Source organism: Pseudomonas sp. CFII64 (assembly GCF_000416235.1).
Classification (GTDB): domain Bacteria; phylum Pseudomonadota; class Gammaproteobacteria; order Pseudomonadales; family Pseudomonadaceae; genus Aquipseudomonas.
Genome location: NZ_ATLO01000042.1, coordinates 351,276 through 374,260 on the forward strand (window position 1 = coordinate 351,276; position 22,985 = coordinate 374,260).

At 60.2% G+C, this 22,985-nt stretch carries 21 protein-coding genes; 13 read left to right on the forward strand and 8 right to left on the reverse strand.

Annotated features, from left to right (window positions below; translation table 11 throughout):
* Window positions 1-39: 39 nt before the first annotated feature.
* The 3 genes from CFII64_RS19530 to CFII64_RS19540 all read left to right on the forward strand — a co-directional run bounded on the left by CFII64_RS19530 (window position 40) and on the right by CFII64_RS19540 (window position 2,711).
* Window positions 40-480: a hotdog fold domain-containing protein gene (locus CFII64_RS19530; protein WP_020292556.1), complete on the forward strand. Its 441-nt coding sequence runs from the start codon at window positions 40-42 to the stop codon at window positions 478-480.
* Between the two features lie 195 nt (window positions 481-675).
* A complete protein-coding gene (locus tag CFII64_RS19535; protein WP_020292557.1) occupies window positions 676-1,386 on the forward strand; it encodes a response regulator in 711 nt (236 codons plus the stop codon).
* Window positions 1,383-2,711 (forward strand): ATP-binding protein, encoded by a 1,329-nt coding sequence (locus CFII64_RS19540; protein WP_020292558.1) that lies wholly within the window; start codon window positions 1,383-1,385, stop codon window positions 2,709-2,711. The genes CFII64_RS19535 and CFII64_RS19540 overlap by 4 nt, the downstream gene beginning before the upstream one ends.
* Before the next feature lie 15 nt (window positions 2,712-2,726).
* Here CFII64_RS19540 and CFII64_RS19545 read toward each other — a convergent pair whose 3' ends face one another.
* Window positions 2,727-3,638 carry a LysR family transcriptional regulator gene (locus CFII64_RS19545; protein WP_020292559.1) on the reverse strand — a complete coding sequence of 304 codons (912 nt, stop codon included), beginning with the start codon at window positions 3,636-3,638 and terminating at the stop codon, window positions 2,727-2,729.
* Between the two features lie 99 nt (window positions 3,639-3,737).
* On the opposite strand from CFII64_RS19545, the gene CFII64_RS19550 reads away from it, so the two are divergent.
* On the forward strand, window positions 3,738-5,129 hold the full coding sequence (locus CFII64_RS19550) for an aldehyde dehydrogenase family protein (protein ID WP_020292560.1): 1,392 nt from the start codon (window positions 3,738-3,740) through the stop codon (window positions 5,127-5,129).
* 228 nt (window positions 5,130-5,357) lie between these two features.
* Here the strand turns inward: CFII64_RS19550 and CFII64_RS19555 are convergent, their stop codons facing one another.
* Window positions 5,358-5,687: a hypothetical protein gene (locus CFII64_RS19555; RefSeq protein WP_020292561.1), complete on the reverse strand. Its 330-nt coding sequence runs from the start codon at window positions 5,685-5,687 to the stop codon at window positions 5,358-5,360.
* Window positions 5,688-5,842: 155 nt separating this feature from the next.
* Here CFII64_RS19555 and CFII64_RS19560 point away from each other — a divergent pair, with 155 nt between their 5' ends.
* The 3 genes from CFII64_RS19560 (at window position 5,843) to CFII64_RS19570 (ending at window position 10,471) form a co-directional block, all read left to right on the forward strand.
* Entirely contained in the window at window positions 5,843-7,519 is a 1,677-nt protein-coding gene (locus CFII64_RS19560) for a sensor domain-containing diguanylate cyclase (protein WP_020292562.1), read from the forward strand.
* 317 nt (window positions 7,520-7,836) lie between these two features.
* The gene (locus CFII64_RS19565) at window positions 7,837-9,261 is read left to right on the forward strand and encodes a sugar porter family MFS transporter (protein WP_044901511.1); all 1,425 of its coding nucleotides are present in this window, start codon (window positions 7,837-7,839) and stop codon (window positions 9,259-9,261) included.
* Window positions 9,262-9,295: 34 nt separating this feature from the next.
* The gene (locus tag CFII64_RS19570; RefSeq protein ID WP_020292565.1) at window positions 9,296-10,471 is read left to right on the forward strand and encodes a sugar transporter; all 1,176 of its coding nucleotides are present in this window, start codon (window positions 9,296-9,298) and stop codon (window positions 10,469-10,471) included.
* A gap of 37 nt (window positions 10,472-10,508) precedes the next feature.
* Here CFII64_RS19570 and CFII64_RS19575 read toward each other — a convergent pair whose 3' ends face one another.
* Window positions 10,509-11,843 carry a PLP-dependent aminotransferase family protein gene (locus CFII64_RS19575; RefSeq protein ID WP_020292566.1) on the reverse strand — a complete coding sequence of 445 codons (1,335 nt, stop codon included), beginning with the start codon at window positions 11,841-11,843 and terminating at the stop codon, window positions 10,509-10,511.
* Between the two features lie 100 nt (window positions 11,844-11,943).
* Here CFII64_RS19575 and CFII64_RS19580 point away from each other — a divergent pair, with 100 nt between their 5' ends.
* Window positions 11,944-12,837, forward strand: coding sequence for a DMT family transporter (locus CFII64_RS19580; RefSeq protein WP_020292567.1), 894 nt, complete (start codon window positions 11,944-11,946; stop codon window positions 12,835-12,837).
* Here CFII64_RS19580 and CFII64_RS19585 read toward each other — a convergent pair whose 3' ends face one another.
* Window positions 12,838-13,371: a GNAT family N-acetyltransferase gene (locus CFII64_RS19585; protein WP_020292568.1), complete on the reverse strand. Its 534-nt coding sequence runs from the start codon at window positions 13,369-13,371 to the stop codon at window positions 12,838-12,840. It abuts the gene before it with no gap.
* An 11-nt stretch (window positions 13,372-13,382) separates the two neighbouring features.
* A complete protein-coding gene (locus tag CFII64_RS19590) occupies window positions 13,383-14,045 on the reverse strand; it encodes a hypothetical protein (RefSeq protein WP_020292569.1) in 663 nt (220 codons plus the stop codon).
* Between the two features lie 242 nt (window positions 14,046-14,287).
* Here CFII64_RS19590 and CFII64_RS19595 point away from each other — a divergent pair, with 242 nt between their 5' ends.
* From CFII64_RS19595 to CFII64_RS19605, 3 genes are all read left to right on the forward strand, one after another.
* A complete protein-coding gene (locus CFII64_RS19595; protein WP_020292570.1) occupies window positions 14,288-14,794 on the forward strand; it encodes an RNA polymerase sigma factor in 507 nt (168 codons plus the stop codon).
* Window positions 14,791-15,636, forward strand: a complete 846-nt coding sequence (locus tag CFII64_RS19600) for a FecR family protein (RefSeq protein WP_020292571.1) — start codon at window positions 14,791-14,793, stop codon at window positions 15,634-15,636. Before CFII64_RS19595 ends, CFII64_RS19600 begins: the two co-directional genes overlap by 4 nt.
* Before the next feature lie 102 nt (window positions 15,637-15,738).
* Complete coding sequence (locus tag CFII64_RS19605) at window positions 15,739-18,162, forward strand: TonB-dependent siderophore receptor (RefSeq protein WP_020292572.1); 2,424 nt, start codon at window positions 15,739-15,741, stop codon at window positions 18,160-18,162.
* 371 nt (window positions 18,163-18,533) lie between these two features.
* Here CFII64_RS19605 and CFII64_RS19610 read toward each other — a convergent pair whose 3' ends face one another.
* The 3 genes from CFII64_RS19610 to CFII64_RS19620 all read right to left on the reverse strand — a co-directional run bounded on the left by CFII64_RS19610 (window position 18,534) and on the right by CFII64_RS19620 (window position 20,793).
* A complete protein-coding gene (locus CFII64_RS19610) occupies window positions 18,534-18,878 on the reverse strand; it encodes a hypothetical protein (RefSeq protein WP_020292573.1) in 345 nt (114 codons plus the stop codon).
* 2 nt (window positions 18,879-18,880) lie between these two features.
* Window positions 18,881-19,936, reverse strand: a complete 1,056-nt coding sequence (locus tag CFII64_RS19615) for a hypothetical protein (protein ID WP_020292574.1) — start codon at window positions 19,934-19,936, stop codon at window positions 18,881-18,883.
* 134 nt (window positions 19,937-20,070) lie between these two features.
* The gene (locus tag CFII64_RS19620; protein WP_020292575.1) at window positions 20,071-20,793 is read right to left on the reverse strand and encodes a GNAT family N-acetyltransferase; all 723 of its coding nucleotides are present in this window, start codon (window positions 20,791-20,793) and stop codon (window positions 20,071-20,073) included.
* A 114-nt stretch (window positions 20,794-20,907) separates the two neighbouring features.
* Between CFII64_RS19620 and yghX the strand changes: the two genes are divergently transcribed.
* Complete coding sequence (yghX, locus tag CFII64_RS19625) at window positions 20,908-21,795, forward strand: YghX family hydrolase (RefSeq protein WP_020292576.1); 888 nt, start codon at window positions 20,908-20,910, stop codon at window positions 21,793-21,795.
* Between the two features lie 158 nt (window positions 21,796-21,953).
* The gene (locus CFII64_RS19630) at window positions 21,954-22,805 is read left to right on the forward strand and encodes a CAP domain-containing protein (protein WP_020292577.1); all 852 of its coding nucleotides are present in this window, start codon (window positions 21,954-21,956) and stop codon (window positions 22,803-22,805) included.
* Window positions 22,806-22,985 lie beyond the last annotated feature (180 nt).

Sequence of the window (22,985 nt, forward strand, 5' to 3'; positions counted from 1 at the left end):
ACAGAATATTATTCTGTAACTCAAACAAGAGGGTATCTCATGAGCCAAGCTCTAAGCATGTTCAATAGCGTCGGCCCTGCCGCGTTCAGCACTATGGCGTGTCAGATGGCGCCTTACTTCAGCACGATCACTCCCGAGATTTCTGAGCTGAGCCCCGGCCATGCCGTGGTCAACGTCCCGTTTCGCAAGGAAATCACCAACCATCTGGCGTCCGTGCACGCCATTGCCCTGTGCAACGCCGCCGAACTGGCGGGCGGAATGATGACTGATGCTTCGATTCCTTCAGGCGCCAAATGGATTCCGAAAGGCATGACGGTGGAATATCTCGCCAAAGCAAAATCGAGCATTCGCGCAGTCGCCGATGGCACTGGCATTGACTGGGATACCGGTGGCGACAAGTTCGTCCCGGTTGATATTTTCGACGAGGCTGGCGTGAAAGTTTTCACCGCCAAAATCACGATGAATGTAAAAATCGCCTAGCCCCTTTCGATTGGCTCGGCGTTGGTCGAGCCACATCGGACCGGCTGATCACAGTGCCCAGGAATGGGCGACTCACCTTGCTCGAATGTGTCGCGAATATGCCTGTGTGGAATGATTGTTACCGGATTGAAATATATGACCGGGCCATTTATTTCACTTAGATTAGGGCTCATCAATCGCCCTGACTGGACCCTCGTGAGCAAACTTCTGATCGTCGACGATGACGTCGAAATCCTCGACCTGCTGAAAAGATTTTTCGTCCGCCACGCCTACGAAGTTGAAGTAGCGGGCGACGGAGTCAGCATGTGGGCGGCGATAAAGAATCAGCGTCCCGACATCATCATTCTCGACGTGATGCTGCCAGGCGAAGGTGGCTTGAGTCTTTGCCAGAAGATTCGTACGGAGTCGAACACGCCGGTGGTCATGCTCACCGCGATGAGCGAAGTCAGCGACCGGATTATCGGCCTGGAACTGGGCGCCGATGATTACCTGACCAAACCTTTCGATCCGCGGGAATTGCTCGCGCGGTTGCGCTCGGTACAAAGACGCACCTCGGATCAGCCCGTGCGAGCAGCTGATAAAAGTCACCCGCTGATCCTGTTCGGTGCCTGGCAGTTTGACCTGACCCGCCGGGAACTGCGCTCGGCTCAAGGCGTCATGGTTCCGCTGTCGGGCGGCGAATTTGACCTGTTACGGGTGTTCGTCGAGCACCCGCAACGCATCCTCACCCGCGAGCAATTGCTTGATCTGGCCCGCGGGCATACTCACGAAGCGTTTGATCGCAGCATCGATGTACAGGTCAGTCGGTTGCGCCGCAAGATCGAACCCGACAGCAAGCGGCCCGACATCATTCGCACCGTGCGCAACGGCGGCTACATATTCACCGCCGACGTGAGCCGGCGATGAGCCCGCTGGACGGATCCAGGGACACCATCGTGCGCTGGATTGCGCTGACGATCATCGCGGCGATGGTGACCTGTCTGGCGCTATACGCGTTATTTGTGCAGGCGGCGGGCGTCTGGTCACGACCGTCACTGGAGCAGATCGGCCTGCTCGAAGAAGCCTCGGCCATTACCCGCCTGATCGAAGTAGCGCCGCCTGAATTGCGCCCCAAACTGGCCGTCGCTGCCAGTAACTCACTGTTCACCGTGCACTGGTACACCGATCACCAGAGTATTGGCGCGCCGTTGGTAGGCGATGACTTCAGCGACGCGTATGTCATACAGCAGCTCACCCATTCCCTGGAGCGTCATGTAGAAGCCTACGAACCGGACGATTGGCCGCAGGCCGATCCGCAGGCCCGCTACATGCTGGCGGTGCAGTTGAGCGACGCGACCTGGCTGGCATTCGTCGCGCCCGACCGTACCTGGGGCATGTCCCAACTGGCTCGCAATAGCGTGCTGGCGCTGCTCGGGCTGATTGCCGTGGTTCTCGTCGCCTGGTTCGCCACGCGTCGGCTGGCCAGCCCCTTGAAACGCTTCGCTCACGGCGCACGGCGTTTTGGCGGTGACTTTCACTCCCCCGCCATCACGCCTGAAGGCCCGTATGAAATACGCCAGGCGATCATCGCGTTTAATGCCATGCAGGCGCAGATCCGGCACTTTGTCACTGATCGCACGCAGATGCTCGCGGCCATTTCCCACGATTTACGGGCGCCGTTGACGCGCATGCGCTTGCGCGGTGAGTTCATCGAAGACGAAGAGCAGCAACGCAAACTGTTTCGTGACGTGGATGAAATGCAGTCGATGATTACCTCGGCACTGGATTTTTTCCGCGACGACGCGCGGCTTGAACCCGCCACAGCTTTTGATCTTTCCGAACTGATCCAGACCATCATCGATGACTACCGGGATCAAGGTGTGCTGGTGGAGTTTTCCGGACCTGGCAAGCAGGTGTATTTCGGGCGGCCGCTGGGCATCAAGCGCGTGGTGATCAACCTCACTGACAATGCGATCAAATACGCCGGAGCACCGTCCATCAACCTGACCTGGTCCGCGAACTCGGTGGTGATCGAAGTGGCCGATAACGGACCGGGCATTCCCGAAGCGTCGCTGGAAAAAGTCTTCGAGCCTTTTTTTCGCCTGGAAACGTCACGCAGCCGCAGCACCGGAGGCGTCGGCCTCGGGCTTTCGGCGGCGCGAGCGATTGTGCTGGAGCACGGCGGCGAACTGCGTCTTTTCCGTCGGCCACAGGGCGGCACGCTGGCGCGGGCAATACTGCCGACGCAGTGAAGTCGGCAGGCACGCTTAAACCGTCGAGGTTTCGATCTGCCGATGCGCATCAGCGTGGCGGGTTGCCGCGCCCTGCTCCTCGAGCATTTGCACAAACACGGTCAAACTTTGTGAAATTGTGCCCCGGCGCCAGACCAGCCAGGTGCGCAGAAAACGAAATGCTTCGGATAACGGCCAGACGCTCACCGTTGCACATCCCGGCATGCTTTCCAGCATGCTGCGCGGCATCAAGGCCAATCCGGCCCCGGCACTGACGCACGCCAGCATGCCGTGATAGGACTCGATTTCGAAGATCTTTCCCGGCACCGCAGCGTCCTGGGCGAACCAGTTCTCCAGGTGATGCCGATAGGAACAGTTGGCCCGAAAAGCATAAATACTCGCGCCGTTGACATCCCGTCCCCGGCGAATCGGCGTGTGGCCCAGCGGCGCGATGATCACCATCTCTTCTTCGAAAGTCGGCACGCCCTCCAGGGCCGGATGCAGCACCGGACCATCGACGAACGCTGCCGCCAGCCGTCCGGACAACACGCCATCGATCATTGCCCCGGACGGCCCCGTGGACAAATCCAGCTCGACCTTGGCGTACTTCTGGTTATAGGCCGCCAACAGGCCAGGAATGCGCACCGCTGCGGTACTTTCCAGCGATCCGAGGGGCAGCGGCCCGCGCGGTTCTGCTCCGGCAACGGTCACGCGGGCTTCCTCCACCAGGGCGAGAATGCGCCGGGCGTAGTCGAGAAAACTCCAGCCGGCGGGCGACAGGCGCAGACGGCTTTTTTCGCGGATGAACAAATCCACCCCGAGGTCTTGCTCCAACTGCTTGATCCGCGTCGTGAGGTTCGACGGCACACGGTGAATCTGCTGCGCGGCGGCGCTGATGCTGCCGTGTTCAGCCACGGCTTTGAAAATCTCCAGCTGGACCAGATCCACTTCATTCTCCAAACGTGAACGATATGCTCAGTATTATTCAGTTTCTAGAAGCTTAAAGCCACCGTACTCTTTGTTCATCCCCACAAGCAGGACGGTGACATGACTTCCATATCCAGCCTTACCCATGCTCTATCCATCAATCCGGTCAACGGCGAGCAGATCGGCGACTACCCTTTCGAATCGGCATCGGCTCTGGACGGCGCGCTGTCCCGCGCAGCTGTCGGCGCTTCGGTCTGGCGGCGGACTGCGGTCGGACAACGCGCAGCATTGCTGATCGAGCTGGCCCGGGCGTTGCGTGACGATGTTGATCAACTGGCGACCAGAATCACCCTGGAGATGGGCAAGCCCATCACTCAGGCGCGAGGCGAGATCGAGAAATGTGCGCAGCTTTGCGAATGGTATGCCGCCCATGGCCCGGCGATGTTGAGCGCTGAGCCGACACTGGTCGAAGGCGGCAAGGCGCGCATCGAATACCGGCCGCTGGGTACGATTCTGGCGGTCATGCCGTGGAATTTCCCGATCTGGCAGGTGGTTCGCGGCGCGGTCCCGGCATTGATCGCCGGCAACACTTATGTGCTCAAGCACGCGCCGAATGTCATGGGTTGCGCCTATCTGTTGCGCGATGCCTTCAAGCGTGCAGGGTTTCCTGAAGGCGTCTTCGAGGTCATCAACGTCGATGCCCAAGGTGTTTCCACGGCCATCGCCGACCCGCGCATCGCAGCGGTAACCTTGACCGGCAGCGTGCGCGCCGGCATGGCCATCGGCGCTCAGGCCGGTGCAGCCCTGAAAAAGTGCGTCCTGGAGTTAGGCGGCTCCGATCCGTTCATTGTGCTCAACGATGCCGATCTGGACGAAGCGGTCAACGCCGCAGTGATTGGCCGCTATCAGAATACCGGGCAAGTCTGCGCCGCTGCCAAGCGCCTGATTGTCGAGCAAGGCGTGGTTGACGCCTTCACCGAAAAATTCGTCGAAGCCACACGCCAACTGGTGACCGGCGATCCGTTGGCAGCGGACACCTACATTGGCCCCATGGCGCGTTTCGATTTGCGTGATGAACTGGATCAACAGGTTCAGGACACTCTGGCAGAAGGCGCGACCTTGCTTCTCGGCGGCAAAAAAGCCGCTGGGCCTGGTAATTTCTATGAGCCCACGGTGTTGGCTGAGGTCACCGATCAGATGACCTCGTTCAAACAGGAACTGTTCGGCCCCGTGGCGTCGATTATCACGGCGCGGGACGCACGGCATGCGCTGGAACTGGCCAACGACAGCGAGTTCGGTCTCGCCTCGACGATCTATACCCGCGACATTGCCCTGGCTGAAAAACTGGCCGGCGAGCTGGAAACCGGTGGCGTGTTCATTAACGGCTATTGCGCATCAGACCCACGCGTCACCTTTGGCGGCGTGAAGAAAAGCGGATTCGGCCGCGAGCTGTCGCATTTCGGCGTACGCGAGTTCTGTAATGCCCAGACCGTGTGGCTTGATCGGAAGTGATTGCGGCTGTTTAACGCAATGAATTGTTGATACCCGTCTAACCATTTGAATTTGAACATATCCCGTAGGACCGGCTTCAGCCGGGAGGCGGCAGGTACATTCGCAGCAGTTGCGTCGTCAGACCTTTCCCCTCCCGGCTCAAGCCGGTCCTACGAATCCTGTTGGCTTGCCGACCCAGTGAAGTCGTCTGGGGGCTCGCGTGGAATTTGAGTCCGCAGAAAACTTCCGCTATTTACGCGCCAACTCATGATTGACGCACTGCTCGAAATAGGTCTGTTTGATGCCGGCCGGCTTCAGGCGTGAAGCACTTTTATACGTCTGCTCGGTGATGCCCATGGCCGTCATGCGCATCCAGGGTTGGGTAAATTTCCGGGCTTGCAGCTTCTTGCGTGCGCCATAAAGGGTGACTCCCGCAAGCTTCGATTCCTGGGCGCCTGCTGCAATGCCCGAACCCCAGGCGCAAATAGCGCGCCCGTTCATGCTCGGCTCTTTCGCCTGAGCCGTAAGCGAAACATTGACCAAGACCAACGTCGCCGCAATCAATCCAAAGATCCGCATCAAGCCAGCACCTAACTTTCTGAAAAGAAACACAGTTTGACGGGCAATCTGAGATTGCGGGGCCAGCAATGTGCCTCATTTAAGGGTGAATCTGGCTGGCGGATAGCCATTCATTGCGCATAACATGTTCTCAGTCCAGTCGTCAGGTCGCGCCCATGCTCAAAGCCAGTCTCCGTAGCCACCTGACCCTCTGGTTCGCCGGCCTTTCCCTGCTCACGCTGTTGATCGTCGGCGTGTACGTGGGTCATATCGCCACCGAGCAAATGAAGCAGGCGAGCGGCAGCGCCTTGGCGAGCACGGCCCGATCAACGGCGGCGTTGCTGGGCATCCAGTTGCGCGAAAGGCAGTTGGACATTTACCTGCTTAGCCGCGAACCTCATCTGGTGCGCGGCAACCTCGATGACGCGGATATATTGCCGTCAATGGAGCTGCGCAGTCAGTCACGGTCCGAATACGCCTGGATGGGCGTGGCGGACACCGATGGCCGTGTTCGCCAGGCTGTCAAAGGCCTGTTGCTGAACCAGTCGGTGAAAGAACGCCCCTGGTTCAAGGCCGGATTGCGCGGCCCCTACACCGGCGACCCTCATGAGGCGCTGTTGCTGGCAAAAATGCTGCCCTCCAATACCAACGGCGAGCCGTTGCGTTTCATTGACTTTGCAGCACCCATTATCAATGTCGAGGGTCAAGTGGTTGGCGTCCTCGGCGCGCATGCCCATTGGAGCTGGGTGACGACCATTGTTCAATCCGCCGTCTCGCACACCGACATGAGCGCCGACACGCAGGTGCTGATCGTCAATCAGGAAGGCCGGATACTCTACCCGGAGCAACTTGCCGGGCAGCAGCAAGACACCATCGCTGGATCGCCCCTTGCCCTTTCCAACGCTTCGGGCTGGTCGGTGGACAGCGAATATGTCAGCAGCGTCGTCGCGGTGCCGACGCCGCCCAACTCGGGGCTGGCCTGGAAGATCGCGGTCCGCCAGCCACTGAATACCGCACTGCAACCCGCTCGCATCCTGTTCTACAAGCTGCTGGGACTGGGTGGGCTTGCCGCGCTGCTGTTCGCGGTGGTGGCTTACTATCTGGCACTGACCCTCAGTCGGCCAATCGAGCAACTGGCAAAATCCGCCAAGCTGGTTCAGGCCCATCGCACTGGCGTGTCCTTTCCCCTGCAGCATCCGGTTCAGGAGATCGAACAACTGGGCCAATCCCTGCAAAGCATGACTGATTCGCTGCTGGGCAAGGAGCGTGAATTGCAGGCGGCGAACGCCTCTCTGGAAACCACCGTCGCGCAACGCACCGCAGCGCTGACCGAGGCCAATGCCGAACTGCTGAAACTGGCGAGCCACGATGCCCTCACCGGGGTTTACAACCGGCGTCGGCTGGATGAAAAGCTTGAGGAGTCCAGCCTGCTGTTCAAACGCACGGGCCGGGCATTCGCGTTACTGTTGATCGACGCCGACCATTTCAAACGCATCAACGACACCTTCGGTCATGCCACCGGCGACGAAGTGCTGGTGCAACTGGCGCAGTTGATTCAATCCAGCACCCGCGCCACTGACTTCGTCGCCCGTTATGGCGGTGAGGAATTCGCCGTGCTGTTGCTGGAAATCGAAGACGAACAAAGCCCGCTGATCGTTGCCCGGAACATTTGCTCGGCCATTGCCCAAGCCACGTTTGCCGTGGTCGGGCACGTCACCGTCAGCGTCGGTGTTGCTCTGGCGCACGTATCGGACCCCACTCCGGCAGCGTTGATCAATCGCGCTGATCAGCAGCTTTATCAGGCCAAGCGCCTGGGTAGAAACCGGGTCGCAGCCCTTGAGCAAGACTCGTGACCCAAGCGAAGAATGCACAGCGCGAAAGCGTCTGATCTTTTGCGCAGCTGATAGCAGTCAGACAGGTTGCGGCCCAGCCGAAAGCCGGCCGCTTTGCCGCACCCAGCTGAAACGTTTCATCTTTTTCTCCAATCCTCGCTTTTAATAGGGAACTCGCACGTGCGGCGGCCCCCTAAGATCCCAAGCCAGCAGACCAGCACTTACCTGTCGGCCCCTGGAACCGGCGTGAAAAAACGCTCATCGCAGTCTTTCAGGTCGTCGCGCAGCAACGTTCCTGCTTCGCTTCCCTTCAGATCGACCACAGGATTTTGCAGTTCATGTCTTCGAGCACTACTTCCTCAGCCCGCCATGAACAGGCCGGGCAGAACACGTCGTCAAAACGGTTGATCTTCATTTCGGTACTCGTGGCCACCATGGGCGCGCTAGCCTTTGGCTACGACACCGGCATCATCGCCGGCGCTTTGCCTTTCATGACGCTGCCGGTGGAACAGGGCGGGTTGGGCCTGAATGCCGTCACCGAGGGTTTGGTCACGTCCTCGCTGATCATCGGCGCCGCCTTCGGTTCGCTGGGCAGCGGTTACGTATCGGACCGTTTCGGGCGGCGCCTGACGCTGCGGTTACTGTCGTTGCTGTTCATCGCTGGCGCCTTGTGCACGGCCATTGCGCCGTCGATTCCGTTCATGGTTGCCGCGCGCTTCCTGCTGGGCATTGCCGTCGGTGGCGGTTCGGCAACGGTCCCGGTATTTATCGCCGAGATTGCCGGTCCTAAAAAACGCGGACGTCTGGTCAGCCGCAACGAACTGATGATCGTCAGCGGCCAATTGCTGGCCTATGCGCTCAGCGCCCTGCTGGCCGCGCTGGTCCAGGTCCCGGGAATCTGGCGCTACATGCTGGCCATCGCCATGCTGCCGGGCATTTTGCTGCTGGTCGGGACCTTTTTTGTGCCGGCTTCGCCACACTGGCTGGCGTCCAAGGGTCGTTTCGATGAAGCCAGGGACGTGCTGGGAAAACTCCGCGACAGCCCTGAGGATGCGCAAAGCGAAGTCGACGACATGAAGGTCCAGCACCAACAGGCGCGCAAACGCCCGCCGATCAAAGAGTTGCTGCGTCAGAGCTGGGTCATCAAGCTGTTGCTGATTGGTATCGGCCTGGGTTTCACCGCCCAGTTCACCGGGGTCAACGCATTCATGTACTACACGCCTATCATTCTCAAGAACACCGGGATGGGCACCAATGCTGCGCTGACCGCCACCATCGGCAACGGCATCGTCTCGGTGATCGCGACCCTGCTGGGGATCTGGGCCATCGGCCGCTTCGGGCGCCGTCATCTGCTGATGACAGGTTTGGTGATGGTCGTGGCGGCCCAGGTCGCGCTGGGTTGCGTGCTGACGTTCATGCCGCAGAACCTGACCCAGAGCTATGCCGCCCTCGCCTGCATTCTGCTGTTTCTGTTATTCATGCAGATGTGTATCGCGCCGGTCTACTGGTTGTTGATGTCGGAATTGTTCCCGATGCAGGTTCGCGGCCTGCTGACCGGCACCGCCGTATCGATGCAATGGCTGTTCAACGCGGCGGTGGCCTTCACCTTTCCCATGGCCCTGGCAGCGTTGGGTAATCCGACCTTTTTTGTCTTCGCGGTGATTAACGTTGGCTCTTTGTTGTTCGTTTTCTTCTGCTTGCCGGAAACCAAAGGCAAGTCGCTGGAACAGATCGAACGCCATATGAAGAAAGAGCTGGTTTAATGTCGCCCGCCGTACCCAATTTTTGCGAGGTTTCATGACTACGACTGCCGACGCGCAACCTACCAGCTGGATCAGTGTCTGCACGCTGGCCGTTGCTGCGTTCATCTTCATCACCACCGAGTTCGCTCCGGTGGGCTTGTTGAGCGCCATCGCCAGCAGCTTCGACATGACCCCGGCGCAAGTGGGACCCATGTTAACGGTTTACGCCTGGACCGTGTCCCTGATGTCGCTGCCGATGATGCTGTTGACGCGTAACGTCGAGCGGCGGCTATTGCTCAAAGTGGCCATCGGCACACTGATCGCCAGCCACATCATCCTGAGTCTCGCCCCCAGTTTCACCATCGTGGTGATCAGCCGTATCTGTATTGCCCTGGCGCACTCGGTGTTCTGGTCGATTACCGCATCGCTGGCTGTGCGTCTTGCGCCAGCGGCCAATCATGGCCGCGCGCTGAGCATCCTGGCCATGGGCTCGTCGCTGGCGATGGTGCTGGGTATCCCGATTGGCCGTCTGCTGGGCGAAGGCATGGGCTGGCGCGCAACCTTCGTCGCCATCGCCCTGGTAGCGTGTCTGATCTGGTTTTTGCTGGCCAAAAAGTTACCGCTGTTGCCGAGCCAGAACAGCGGCAGCCTGACCAGCCTGCCGATCCTCTTCAAGCGCCCGGCCCTGGTGTCGCTGTATGTCATCACCGCGCTGGTGGTGACCGCCAACTTCACCGCCTACACCTACATCGAGTCGTTCGTGCAGTCGGTGGGCGGCTTCAGCCAGTCGACCACCACCTGGCTGCTGCTGTTGTTCGGTCTGGCCGGGCTGCTTGGCTCGATTTTCTTCAGCGTCCTGCACACGCGCTTCCCGGCGACCCTGACGCACATCGCGATTGGCTGTTTGTGCCTGTGTCTGGGCCTGATGTTCTGGGCGTCGCTGAGCGTCTACGCGCTGGTTGCCGTGTTTGCCGTGTGGGGCCTGGCGATGTTGTGCTTCGGCGTGCAAATGCAGTCCCAGGTAATTCGCATGGCGCCGGACGCCACCGACGTCGCCACCGCGCTGCACTCAGCCATCTACAACATCGGCATCGGCGGCGGCGCGTTGTTGGGCAGCATTGTGGTCCATCATCTGGGCGCGGCCTGGGTCGGGTTTGTCGGCGGCCTGGTGGCGATCATTGCGCTGGCCATCTGCTGGGTGACCAGTCGCCGCTACAACAGCGCCATCTGATCGTTTCAGGCGTTTTGCGAGTGGCTCTACGGGCCACTCAATACGCGTACTGATCAATCACCCGCCGGACTTCCTTGAGTGCCACCTCAAGCGTCGGCAAGTCGACAGAACCCAGTGCCAGCCGAATCGCGTGGGGCACCGGGCCGCAGGCGACAAAAGACTCGGCGGTGGAAACCGCGACATTTGCCCGCAACAGGGCCACGGTGACCTTATCGGCGCGGACCTCCTCCGGCAGCGGCAGCCAGAGAAAATAAGAATTGGGGTGGCCGATACAACGCAAACCGGCCAGCACCTTTCGAGCAAGCCCCTGCCGGGTCGAGGCATCCTCGCGCTTCTCGGTTTCGAGACGGGCAACGGTGCCATCCTCGATCCAGCCGCAAACCATTGCCGTCATGACGCCGGGTGTATTCCAGGTGGTCGCTCTTATCGCTCGTTCGAACAGCGGCACCCAATCCAGGGGCGTGACGACAAAACCAACGCGCAATCCCGTGGCGATGTTTTTCGAGAAACCGGAGACGTACACCGTCAATTCGGGTGCCAGCGTCGCCAAGGGCAGCGGCGGATTCTCGGCGAGAAAGGCGTAGGCGGCATCCTCGATCAGCAACAATCCGTGCTGCCGGGCGATAGCCACCAGTCGCTCCCGCCAGGCCAGATCCAGCACCCAGCCCATGGGGTTATGCAGCGTCGGCATGGCGTAGACCGCCTTGACCCGGCGCCTGGCACACAAGGTCTCAAGCGCGTCCAGATCCGGTTCCCGGTCGGTGATCGGGATCGACACCAGCTCCAGATGATGCGCGTCGGCAATCACCTTGAATCCTGGGTACGTAAGCGCGTCGACGGCAATCACATCACCGGGCTTGAACAGCGCCATGACGGCAATTGCCAAACCGTGTTGCGCGCCGCTGACAATCAGCAGCTGTTCAGCGGCGACCGCCAAACCACGACCGGTCAGATGCCGCGCCAGACACGCGCGCTCGTGCAGACGGCCGGCGTGGGGCTGATAGCGCAGCAGTGCTTCAAGATCCCCCGCCACCGCCAACTGGCGCAGTGCACCGCGCAACAGTTCAACCTGACCGGGCAGTGACGGGTAATTGAAACTGAGGTCCAGCATGCCTGCCGCCACTTCCTGTTGATCGATGCCACGCCCCGGCGGCAACGCCGTTTCCCGGACAAAAGTACCCCGCCCCGTTTCGCCGCTGATCAGCCCCATGGTCTCCAGCTCGGCGTAAACCCTGGACGCCGTCACCAGCGCCAGACCCTCGCGGGCGGCCAGTTCCCGGTGCGTAGGCAAGCGAGTACCGGGCGGCAACCCGCCTGAGCGAATGTCGGCAGCGAATGCATCCACCAGGGTCTTGTAGCGAGCACGGGCCATATGAACATGTATCCATGACGATTTTTTGATTGTCATGATCTTCAGCCATACGATAGCCAGACGCAACCGGCATTACCTTGACCACAGTGAGTGAAGCGCTATGCAACAGACCTCAACGGCAATTGATGTCGACACCAAGCCTGCCAGCGGCTGGCTCAATGGCCTGATCGGCGTGGTCATTTTCAGTGGCTCGTTGCCCGCAACACGCCTGGCGGTCATGCAATTCGACCCGGTGTTCCTGACCGTGGCCCGGGCAAGCATTGCCGGAGTATTGGCACTTGGGCTGTTGATGTTGTTACGCCAGCGGCGACCGGCTACCCATCAACTGTTTCCGCTGGCAATTGTGGCGATGGGCGTGGTGGTCGGGTTTCCATTGCTCACGGCGCTGGCGTTGCAATATGTAACGTCAGCGCATTCGATTGTGTTCGTCGGCCTGCTGCCGCTGGCCACAGCGGTATTCGGCGTGTTGCGCGGCGGCGAACGGCCGAGGCCAGTGTTCTGGCTGTTTTCAGTGCTGGGCAGCGCGCTGGTGGTGGGATTTGCCGTGTCCCAAGGCCTCAGCGTCGCGCCCGCAGGCGACATCCTGATGTTGCTGGCCATCCTCGCCTGCGGTCTGGGCTATGCCGAAGGGGCCAGGCTTTCAAAGACATTGGGCGGCTGGCAAGTGATCAGCTGGGCGCTGGTGCTGGCTTTGCCGGTCATGGCGCCGCTGGCGTGGACGTTGAGCCCGACGTCATTTGCGGGTATCGGTCTGCCGGCGTGGCTCAGCCTGGGCTACGTTTCGGTGTTCAGTATGCTGATCGGTTTCGTGTTCTGGTATCGCGGACTGGCCCAGGGCGGGATCGCCGCTGTCGGCCAGCTGCAGCTGCTCCAGCCATTCTTCGGCCTGACGTTGGCGGCCACGCTGCTGCACGAACAGGTCAGCATCGGCATGCTCGGGGTTTGCATTGCGGTGATCTTTTGCGTGGCGGGGGCGAAGCGATTCGCAGGTTGATCAGGAAGGTCGACTGATTCGGTACACATGACTGGCGGGCTGACCTGGCACGTCGTCGAGGGAGTCAATGTGCTGCATGCCCATCTTTTCCAGCACGCGAATGGAGGCTAGATGGCTGGGCCTTACCACGGCAAAAATGTCCGCCACCTGCAAGTCGTTAAACCCGTAATCCAGCGCGGCCTGGCTAAGCTCCGTGGCATAGCCTTTTCCCCAGGCCGTCACGGCAAAGCGATAACCCAGGTTCAAACGCTCGACATCCAGATACATGCGTGCGTCTATTCCGCCAAATCCGATCAGGGTCTCCGCCGCTTCGCGGGTCGCGATGGCCCACTGCCCGAAGCCCTTGTCTTGCCAATGCGCGAGCCAGCTGTCGAGCAATGCCTGCGCCTGGCTGTTCTCGCGTAACGGGCCAGCAGGATTGAACCGGTTGGTCGCGGGATCGCCATAAATGGCGAACAGCGCGGTCAGGTCTTCAGCCCTGGGCGGCCGCAACATCAAACGCTGGGTGAACCGCTGCTCATCGATCAACTTCATGCACTGCCCTGTCAATTGCTCGCCACCTGGCCGGAAGTCACCAGCGCCTTCAATGATGCGTCGAACTGTTTCAGTGCGTTCACTTGCAGCTCTCGTTGCTGGTCCACTTGCGCGGCAATCTCCGCAGCAGCTTTGTCGTGAACCCATACAGATGACATCTGCCTGGCACCATAACCTTCAGCCTTGCCGATGTATTGCAAATTCGCGTCGTAGAATTTGGCGACGTAGCGCGCTTCGACCTGAGTGTTGCGCTGCGTGACCAATTGGTTATAGGTGTCGAGCATCACCACCACATCAGGCTTTGCCTGCACCAGCGTATCGAGATCCTTGTAGACGGTGACCGTAGCAAATTGCGTGTCCAGCGACTCTTTGAGCCAGCCGATTGCCAGTTGCGGGTCGGAACTGTCGATGAACGCCGAGCTGATCCGCGGATCCAGCACACCGCTCTTCTGACCCTTTAGGGCGACTGCGTGATATTGCTCAAGGTATGCCAGATTGCTGACGGTATTTTCACTGTAAAGCACGCCCACCGACTGGGAACGCTGCAAGCTTGCCGGGCTGTCGGCCACCGGCAGCAAATGGCAGGACTGGGCGTCGGCAGCGTAGGAAGGTGCTGCGACAGCAACGCCACTGGTCAACACGGCGACAAGAGCCAGCAAGGTTGAAATTCTCATCGCACGCATTCCTTCAAAAGCTTCGGTTGGGTATGACGCTATCCTCCTCCTTTGCCGAAACAGACAGAACTCGCAATATTTGATGATCACTATCGATTGAACGAATGATCGCGCCATGCCGTTGCCCCACGGCTAATTGCTGCGCCGCGTGGGCATGAAGCGATCTGCGTGTATAATGCGACTCATTCTCAAACTAGCCTTTACCGTCTCTCATGCACAAACCCTCCCCCGACGATTGTCTGATGACTGCGCTGGCCCTTCATTACGATGACTTGATCGAGCACATCCGGCGTCGCTTCAAGGGTCGGCATTTCGCCCGGGATCTGGTTCACGACGTCTGCGTCCAGGTGCTGGAGAAACCGCCACAGGAACCCGTGCTCCAGCCCTTGGCTTTTTTGCGCAAGATGATATTCAACCGCGCGATCGACCGGGTGCGTGCCGAGCGCATCCGCCTGGCCCACGCCAGCCTGCCAATGCCTGCCGAACAGGGTATCGACAGCTGGGACGGCGCCAGGGCGCTGGAATTCGAGCAACACCTCAAGGCCTTGCTGGCGGTTATCGAGGCGTTGCCGACCCGGCAGCGACAAATCTTCCTGCTGCACCGCATTCACGGCATGCCGCAAAAGGACATCGCCGCCGAGCTGGAGATTTCCGTCAACATGGTCACGCAGCACTTTCGCCGGGCCTTGGGCACCATCGCCCAGCGCTGGCAGCCGGCGCGCCGGGCCTGTGGGCTGGCAACGCCGTGAACCCTGACAACTCAAGGAAAAAACCGGCTGCGCAGGATGCCCTGCAGCCCTTCGCCGACGCATTGCGCGAGCAGGTGCCCTCCAGAGAAGCCCTGCTCAGCGAAGCCAAGGCGTTTTCCCAGCGTCGGCGCAAGACCCGCACTGCGCTGGGCACGGGGTTATTGACCCTGGCGCTGCTGGGCGCGGTCTGGAAAGTCGATCCTGCCTGGCAGACCGAAGACGTATGGGTCGCCAAAGGCACCCGGCAACAGCTTCAGCTTCGTGATGGCAGCCAGGTCGCGCTGGATTCGGGAACGCATCTGCGTATTGAGCGGCGCCTGCGCAGCCGCCAGCTGGAACTGGTCGAAGGTAAGGCGCTGTTCAGCGTGGTACATGCCGATACGCCGTTCATCGTCCGCAGCCAGGGCGTCTCGGTCCGCGACATCGGGACTGTTTTCAGCGTGCGCAGTGATCAACGGGGGGTTGATGTGGCCGTGCTGGAAGGCGTTGTCGAAGTCAGCAACGTCCGGTCTCCAGCGCTGCGCCTTGCAGCCGGGCAGCAATTGCGCGCGTTCGCCGAGCGCATTGACCGGGTTCAGGGCTTCAACCAGGCACAACTCACCGCCTGGCAGCACGGCAAGTTGCGCTTGGACGGTACACCGCTCAAAGACGTCGTCGTCGATGTCGGCCGCTATCGGCAGGCGCCAGTGCGTATCGCCGACGCCAGTACCGGTGAATTGCGGCTGTCCGGCGAATTTGACACCGACTCGGTGGAGAGCCTGCTCAACTTGCTGCCGTCGATCCTGCCGGTGGCTGTCCAGCGCGCCCCGGACGGCACCGTGACCCTCAGCCGAACGCGCTGAGGCAGGCATGAAAAATATTTCTCCGGCGACCTCAACATTCGCCACCGGCTGTACGCCTATCCCATGAAGACAATAAATAACGACTGTTCAAATGGGGAAACAATGGAGAAGTTAACGTCACCGCGTCGCGCGAGCCTGTTACTCGGCGGCCTGTTTATGGCCAGTGCTGTCAGCGCGCAACAAGCTTCCTGGGCACTGGACATACCGGCCCAACCACTGGACCGGTCCCTTAATGCACTGGCCAGCCAGACCGGCAGTCGCATTCTGTTCGCAACCGATGTCGCCCGAAACCGTCAGGCCGCTGCGCTGCACGCTGACATGACCGTGGAACAGGCGCTGCAACGCCTGGTTGCCAATACCGGACTGCGTGCGCAGAAAAGCGCCGATGGCAGCTACTTTGTCGCCGGCCCCGCCGATAACGCGCTGGAGTTGGGTGCCACCAATATCGACAGTCGGTTGATCGGGGAAACCACCGAGGGGACGGGTTCCTACACCACCGGCTCAAGCCGGAGCGCCACCAAGTTGCCGCTGACCCTGCGCGAAACGCCGCAATCGGTCACCGTGATCACTCGCCAGCAAATGGATGATCAGGGTGCCCAGGACGTCGGCGATGTGTTGCGCAATACCCCCGGGATCAGCCAGCAGGCGTACGACAGCGACCGCATGGAATTTTCCACCCGGGGTTTTGCCATCACCAACTACCAATACGATGGGGTCAACCGCATTTACGACGGTGTTTACGGGGAAGCGGCGACCCATGTCGACACTGCCAGCTTCGACCGTATCGAAATCATCAAGGGCTCCACCGGGCTGATGACCGGCTCGGGCGATCCCTCGGCGACCGTCAATCTGGTGCGCAAGAAGCCCACCCGGGAATTCAAGGCGTCGATCACCGGCAGCGCGGGTTCCTGGGACGCCTATCGCACTGAAGGCGACATTTCCGGCTCGCTGAACGATGCCGGCACGCTGCGGGGCCGTTTCGTCGGCGCCTATCAGGACCGCAATTCCTACCTGGATCATTACAGCCAGAAGAAGGATCTGTTCTACGGGATTCTGGAAGCCGATCTCAGCCCCGACACCTTGCTGACGTTTGGCATCGACAAGCAAAGCGTCACGCCACGCGGCACCTCGTGGACCGGCAACCCGACCTACTTCGCCGACGGCGGCCGCACCGACTTCAGCCGCAGCTTCAACCCCGGCGCCGACTGGAGCCGTCGTGACTTTGATTCAGTGACGTATTTCACCTCGCTGGAGCAGGCGCTGGCCAATGACTGGAAACTCAAGGTCAGCCTTGACGAAAAGATCACCGATCACGACACGCGACTGGCCTCGGCCAGCGGCGGCAACCCGGATCGCGCCACGGGCGAAGGCATATTTCTCTATTGGGGGCGCTGGGAAGGCCATCGCGTCCAGGACACGGCTGACGTGAACATCACCGGCCCGTTCACCCTCGGCGGTCGCGAGCATGAACTGGTGGCCGGTGTGATGGCTTCCCACTCCCGCCAGACGGGCGCGAACTACGACACCAGCGCGTTCAGCCTGGTGCCGGGCAGCATCTACGACTGGAGCGGCGACCTGCCCGAGCAGAACTTCCCGAAGAACGGCAAATACGAGCGTACTCAGAGTCAGAACGGGATTTATCTGGCAACACGCCTGCGTCCGACCGACGACCTCTCGTTCATCCTCGGCAGCCGCCTGAGCACGTTCAAATATAACGAAGATTACCGCTATTACCCCGGCGCGGGCCTGGACGATACCCACGCCAGCTACAAGGAACACGGCGTGGTGACGCCCTACGCCGGAGTGGTCTATGACCTCAACGATACGTACTCGGCCTACGCCAGCTACACCGCGATCTACCAACCTCAGGTGTACAAGGACGCCAACGGCTCGACCCTTGCCCCGACTGAGGGCAACAGCTACGAAACCGGTCTGAAAGCGGCGTACCTGGACGGCAAATTGAACGCCAGCCTGGCTTTGTTTCGCATCGAACAGGACAACGTCGCTGAATCAATCGGCACCAATCCGGTCACCAACGAAGGCATCTACCAAGCCATCGACGGCGCGACCACCAAAGGCGTGGAACTGGAACTGTCCGGCGAACTGCAGGAAGGCTGGAACCTGTCCGCCGGATACACTTACGCCCGCACTCGGGACGCCGATCAGCAACGCATCTTCGGTTACCCGCTGAGCACCACCAAACCCGAACATGTGGTGCGAGTCTTCAGCACCTACCGTTTGCCCGGCGTGCTGGACAAGGTCACGGTCGGCGGTGGCATCAGCTGGCAAAGTGGTTATTACGGCCAGATCTACAGCTCCACCGTCGGCGATTACACGCTGATCAAGCAAGGTGGCTACAGCCTGGTGGACCTCATGAGCCGCTATCAGTACAACGAGCATTTGAGCTTCGCGGTCAATGCCAACAACGTCCTGGACAAGAAGTACCTGACCGGGCTTGGCAACTTTGATACCACTTACTACGGCGAGCCGCGTAACCTGATGCTGACCACCAAGTGGGATTTTTAGGGGCTGCCGAGAAGCAGGCGTAGCGCGAATCCTGTGTGGGATCATTCGTCAAGGCGGCGAGTTCTCGCCAACAAGCTGGCTCCTGCAGTGGAGCGGCTGACTTTTGATACTGAAACTCGCACGCCCGTAGGAGGCTTGCTGTAGGACCGGCTTTAGCCGGGAGGGGAATTGACGCTCTCGCGACTAAAGTCGCTCCTACGGTCGCTCCTACGGTCGCTCCTACGGTCGCTCCTACGATCGATTCGCGGGCAAGCCTCGCCAACAGATTCGCAATACACTACGGGACCAGATTTATCCGGGAAGGTGCCGGTTCTGGCAGTCCTTTGTAGGTGCCTCCATTACTGTGAGTGCCACCCGATCTGACCAGAACATCACTCCGCCCGAAAACTCCAGACGATTTCCACCATGCGAAATGCCAGGATCAGATACACCACACAAAAAACAATTTGTACCGCTCGATGATGGGGAAGCCTCGCAAGTCGATTCAGGCCGTCACTGATGTTGAGCAGCATCAGCAGCGCGGAAATCCCGATCAACACCCACCCGGAAATAGTCGCCCCCGCCAGCCCCATGAACACTTCCTTCTGTGAACGCAGGACATTGGTCCCCGCCGCAAATAACAACGCGCAGACCAACAGATTCTTGACGTTATCAAAGACCCTGGTATTCAGATCCAGGTCCAGCTGGTGCACATAACGTTTCCAGAACTTTCGCATCGTCACGGTCTCAGGTTGAATGGCTGCTGGCGCTCGTGCTGTTTGGGTGATGAATAAACCGTAGCTGACAGCCCAGGCCGCGCCGCCAGATTTGTTTCGATCTGCGCGGACACGTAATAAACCGCCGCCATGACGCCGGTCTCGCGGTTTTTCATGATGCCCAGCCATGCACCGTCGAAAGCGGTGCCCAGGTTGTGCCGCAGTTGGGCTTCCATTTCCCCTCGGTCGCTTTCGTGCGCCATTGCGCGAAATCCCGCCACGCCTACGGAAATCAGCAAGCCGGCGACCCGTCCGGCGGCCGCAGCGGCGGCACTCGCAACGCCACGGCTGGCAAACTGCGCCTGGAGCTTTTCACTGGTGCGTTTGGCGACGGAGGCTATGGCCGTCTGGGATGACTGGACTCTGGCCGTGTGAATCTTGTCCTGCAGTGCCATCCAGGCAGGAAGCACGGTCAGTGGCTCGGAACGAACCAGCTGATAGACCGAGGCGTTGCGCGGCGGCGGCGGACCGAGGGTGATCGCCAGCACGCCGTTCAGATGCTGGTTCATTTGCTCGGCGGGTACGCCATGGCGCTGGGCGATGCGTTGCAAGTGCTGGCTCAGCAGTTGCACATAGAACTGGGTCGATTGCTGCATGATCGCGTCCGGATCAATCTCCACCGCGACCGGCGCCAGGACACGACCGCGATACTGTTCCTGCAGATAGACCGCCAATCGGTTTGCCGAGGCGTCCTGATCGTCCCCCGCACTCATGCTGTACCAACCGACTTTCATCGCCAGCCATTCCTGGGTCCAGTAACTGCTGAACCATGGGATGAACGCCTCTTCGGTCTGCTCGTAGACCCGCAACCGCCAATGGTCCATGGAGCCACGGGCGTAAACACCGGCCTGTGCGGCCGCATCCTGCGATGCGGCAATGATCTCGACGTCGACCTGCCGCCAGGTATTCGGCGAAATCACAATCGGCGGCGCTGGCGGGGTACGCGGCGCGGTTGCGCAACCCGTCAGCGATAGAGCCAGGCCCATGATCAAGGCAGCGCTTACGGAGCGCAGGTTCAAATTTGCGATCTCCTGCAAGGTTCAATGCGTGTGAGCCCTACCCGCCCGGATGGGTTTTAGCCACGCAGCCTTGAGTATAGGTGGACAATTTTCGTCGAGAATTTGCCTGACCAGACGCCATTGCGCACTGGTGTCTAGACCAGTCGCGGCCCAGGCTGCGGGTTTTGCACAGCCGCATCACCGAGACGTTGCTGGACGAAAGCCCGCGCCTGTCGGGTCATCTGGTCCAGATGCCGGTCGCGCTGCTTCTCGGCATCGACCATGGCCCGCTTGCCATGTTGTTGCAGCAAGTAGGTGTGAATCTGCCGCACTTCCACCGAGTTGTAGATCGGCGCGACATCCAGCACCGCCAGCAGGCCGTCAGTGCCATGGTCGCGGGTATTCATCAACACCTGCGGGCCGCGCGCGCCGACTACCTGAAAGCCCAGCGCCTCGAAATACGGCACTTTGGCAATGAAGCATGCCAGTTCAGCATGGGGATAACGGCTGAGCACTGCCTGCAACATCCCACGCGCGACGCCCTGGCGACGGTGTCTGGCCTGCACCGCCATGTATGCCACGGCACAGGCTTGAGGATCGCCCTGCACCGGCAAATACAGCAAAAACCCGATCACGGTTTGCGGATCCTGTTCGTCCGTGGCGACAATCAGTTCAACCGGTATGCCCCGGGAACCGTCCATCGCCTGCAAGTACAGATGCACTTCGTAACCAATGCCGTATTGATAGAGGTTGTACAGCGGATTGCTGGGTGCGATGGCGACCATGCTGATATCCGTCACGTAGTCGACCACCATTTTCATGATCTGACTGTTGATGGCTTCGGGTGGCGGCGTTTCATAGCGGGTGACGATGGACATGCGTGATTTGGGCTCAGGGACGGCTGGATGCGGCCATCATACCCGTCTGACTTTGTTGGCCGTTACCGCAAACATTGCTTTAATGAGGCAACACCCGCCCAAGGAGAGCAGCAGATGGAACGTCTCACCGCGAAAGATTTTTCCCCCGAACTGCTCGAGCTTTACGATTTCTATGCTCATGGCAAGATCAACCGCCGGGAATTTCTCGACCGCGCCGCAGCGTTCACGCTGGCTGGACTGACCGCAGGCGCCATGCTCAGCGCGCTGAGCCCCAACTACGCGCTGGCGCAACAGATTGAGTTCACCGATCCCGATATCGTCGCCGAATACATTTCCTATCCGTCACCCAAGGGTCATGGCCAGGTTCGCGCCTACCTGGTACGCCCGGCCAAAGCCAGCGGCAAAGTGCCGGGCGTGGTCGTCGTGCATGAGAATCGCGGGCTCAACCCCTACATCGAAGATGTCGCACGGCGTGTAGCGAAAGCCGGGTTCATCGCTTTGGCGCCGGATGGCCTGAGCTCGGTCGGCGGTTATCCTGGCAACGACGACAAGGGCCGCGAACTGCAGGAAAAGGTCGACCCGGAAAAACTCATGAATGATTTCTTCGCCGCCATCGAATGGCTGATGGCCAACGAATCAACCACAGGGAAAGTTGGCATCACCGGTTTCTGTTATGGCGGCGGTGTCGCCAATGCCGCTGCGGTGGCCTACCCGGAACTGGCGGCGGCAGTGCCCTTCTACGGACGTCAGGCCAAAGCCGAAGACGTGGTCAGGATCAAAGCCCCGTTGCTGCTGCACTACGGTGAACTGGATACCCGCATCAACGAAGGGTGGCCAGCCTACGAAAAGGCATTGAAGGCCGCTGGCAAAACCTATGAAGCCCATATTTACCCAGGCGCCAATCATGGATTCCACAATGATTCCACGCCTCGCTACGATGATGCCGCCGCGAACCTGGCATGGGACAGAACCCTGGCCTGGTTCAACAAGTATCTGGCTTAGAGCAAGCCTGCGTTGGAGCGAACGTATTCGCGAGGCATTTGTTCTGATGACACGAAACCGACGCCTCGCGGGGAACGATTTGCCTGCAGTGAAATCCCTTTGTGCCTGATGCGAGAAAATTGCGCATGATAGGCGCACTCAGCTCAAGGGAGAGGTTCATGGGATTCATTTCATCTGCGCTGCGTCTGCCAGCGTTGTTGCTCGGGCTGTTGCTCGCCACCTCCGCCGTGGCGAGCGAGGAAACGCAATTGGTCGACTCGATCAATGCCTACCGCAGCCAGGGGCAGCGTTGCGCGGATCAGGTTTCCCTGGAGTTGCCGCCACTGGTCAGCGATCCGCGTCTGGTGCTGTCCGGCAACAGTGTGGGTGACCTGCAAAAGGCGCTGGCGCGGGCGACGTATCCGATGGTCAATGTGCAGGCGATCAGCCTTTCCGGCCCCCGCGATGCCAAGGCGGCCATGGGTGTGGTGCTGGAAAGCTTCTGCCAGGTGGTGCTGGACCCGCAGTTTGTCGATATCGGCGTCAGCCGCGAGGGCCGCGACTGGCGCATTGTCCTGGCACGGCCGCTGCTGGCGGCGCGCCTGGGTGACTGGCAGGCGGAGGGCCAGAAGTTGCTGGAAATGATCAACCGCGCGCGCTCCCAGCCGCGTCAGTGTGGCGGCCAGGAGTTCGCCGCAGCCTCCCCGCTGAGCTGGAACGCAACCCTGGGCAGCGCGGCCCAGAGCCACAGCCGAATCATGGCCAATAACAACTTCTTCGATCACATCGACCGTGATGGTCGTACCCCGGGCGACAGGGCCGAACTGGCCGGCTACGTCGGGCAACAGATCGGCGAGAATATCGCCGCCGGCCAGGATTCAGTGCGCAAGGTGCTGGATGGCTGGCTGGCAAGCCCTGGTCATTGCGCCAACCTGATGAACCCACAATACCGCGACCTGGGCGCTGCCTATGCAACCGACCCGAAAAGCGATGCCGGGATTTACTGGACGGCGATGTTTGGGAGTCAGTAAAGCGGTTGACAGCAACCAACTCGCGTCGGAGGAGCAGCACTTGTGGGAGAGGACTTGTCCTCGATGCCTGTCATGTCTTCATTGAATGCGGCTCAGCGGATACGGGTCGCCTGGACTGATTTTTTCGAGGACAAGTCCTCTCCCACAAAGGCCCTTCTCCCTCCTTCTTTGTATATCGAA

Excerpts from the sequence above, each read along its gene's own strand:
- CFII64_RS19555 (WP_020292561.1), bottom strand. The coding sequence starts at position 5,687 with ATGCGGATCTTTGGATTGATTGCGGCGACGTTGGTCTTGGTCAATGTT.
- CFII64_RS19540 (WP_020292558.1), top strand. The coding sequence starts at position 1,383 with ATGAGCCCGCTGGACGGATCCAGGGACACCATCGTGCGCTGGATTGCG.
- CFII64_RS19630 (WP_020292577.1), top strand. The coding sequence starts at position 21,954 with ATGGGATTCATTTCATCTGCGCTGCGTCTGCCAGCGTTGTTGCTCGGG.
- CFII64_RS19590 (WP_020292569.1), bottom strand. The coding sequence starts at position 14,045 with ATGAGAATTTCAACCTTGCTGGCTCTTGTCGCCGTGTTGACCAGTGGC.
- CFII64_RS19570 (WP_020292565.1), top strand. The coding sequence starts at position 9,296 with ATGACTACGACTGCCGACGCGCAACCTACCAGCTGGATCAGTGTCTGC.
- CFII64_RS19620 (WP_020292575.1), bottom strand. The coding sequence starts at position 20,793 with ATGTCCATCGTCACCCGCTATGAAACGCCGCCACCCGAAGCCATCAAC.
- CFII64_RS19580 (WP_020292567.1), top strand. The coding sequence starts at position 11,944 with ATGCAACAGACCTCAACGGCAATTGATGTCGACACCAAGCCTGCCAGC.
- yghX (WP_020292576.1), top strand. The coding sequence starts at position 20,908 with ATGGAACGTCTCACCGCGAAAGATTTTTCCCCCGAACTGCTCGAGCTT.
- CFII64_RS19575 (WP_020292566.1), bottom strand. The coding sequence starts at position 11,843 with ATGGCCCGTGCTCGCTACAAGACCCTGGTGGATGCATTCGCTGCCGAC.
- CFII64_RS19565 (WP_044901511.1), top strand. The coding sequence starts at position 7,837 with ATGTCTTCGAGCACTACTTCCTCAGCCCGCCATGAACAGGCCGGGCAG.
- CFII64_RS19550 (WP_020292560.1), top strand. The coding sequence starts at position 3,738 with ATGACTTCCATATCCAGCCTTACCCATGCTCTATCCATCAATCCGGTC.
- CFII64_RS19560 (WP_020292562.1), top strand. The coding sequence starts at position 5,843 with ATGCTCAAAGCCAGTCTCCGTAGCCACCTGACCCTCTGGTTCGCCGGC.
- CFII64_RS19610 (WP_020292573.1), bottom strand. The coding sequence starts at position 18,878 with ATGCGAAAGTTCTGGAAACGTTATGTGCACCAGCTGGACCTGGATCTG.
- CFII64_RS19605 (WP_020292572.1), top strand. The coding sequence starts at position 15,739 with ATGGAGAAGTTAACGTCACCGCGTCGCGCGAGCCTGTTACTCGGCGGC.
- CFII64_RS19585 (WP_020292568.1), bottom strand. The coding sequence starts at position 13,371 with ATGAAGTTGATCGATGAGCAGCGGTTCACCCAGCGTTTGATGTTGCGG.
- CFII64_RS19530 (WP_020292556.1), top strand. The coding sequence starts at position 40 with ATGAGCCAAGCTCTAAGCATGTTCAATAGCGTCGGCCCTGCCGCGTTC.
- CFII64_RS19595 (WP_020292570.1), top strand. The coding sequence starts at position 14,288 with ATGACTGCGCTGGCCCTTCATTACGATGACTTGATCGAGCACATCCGG.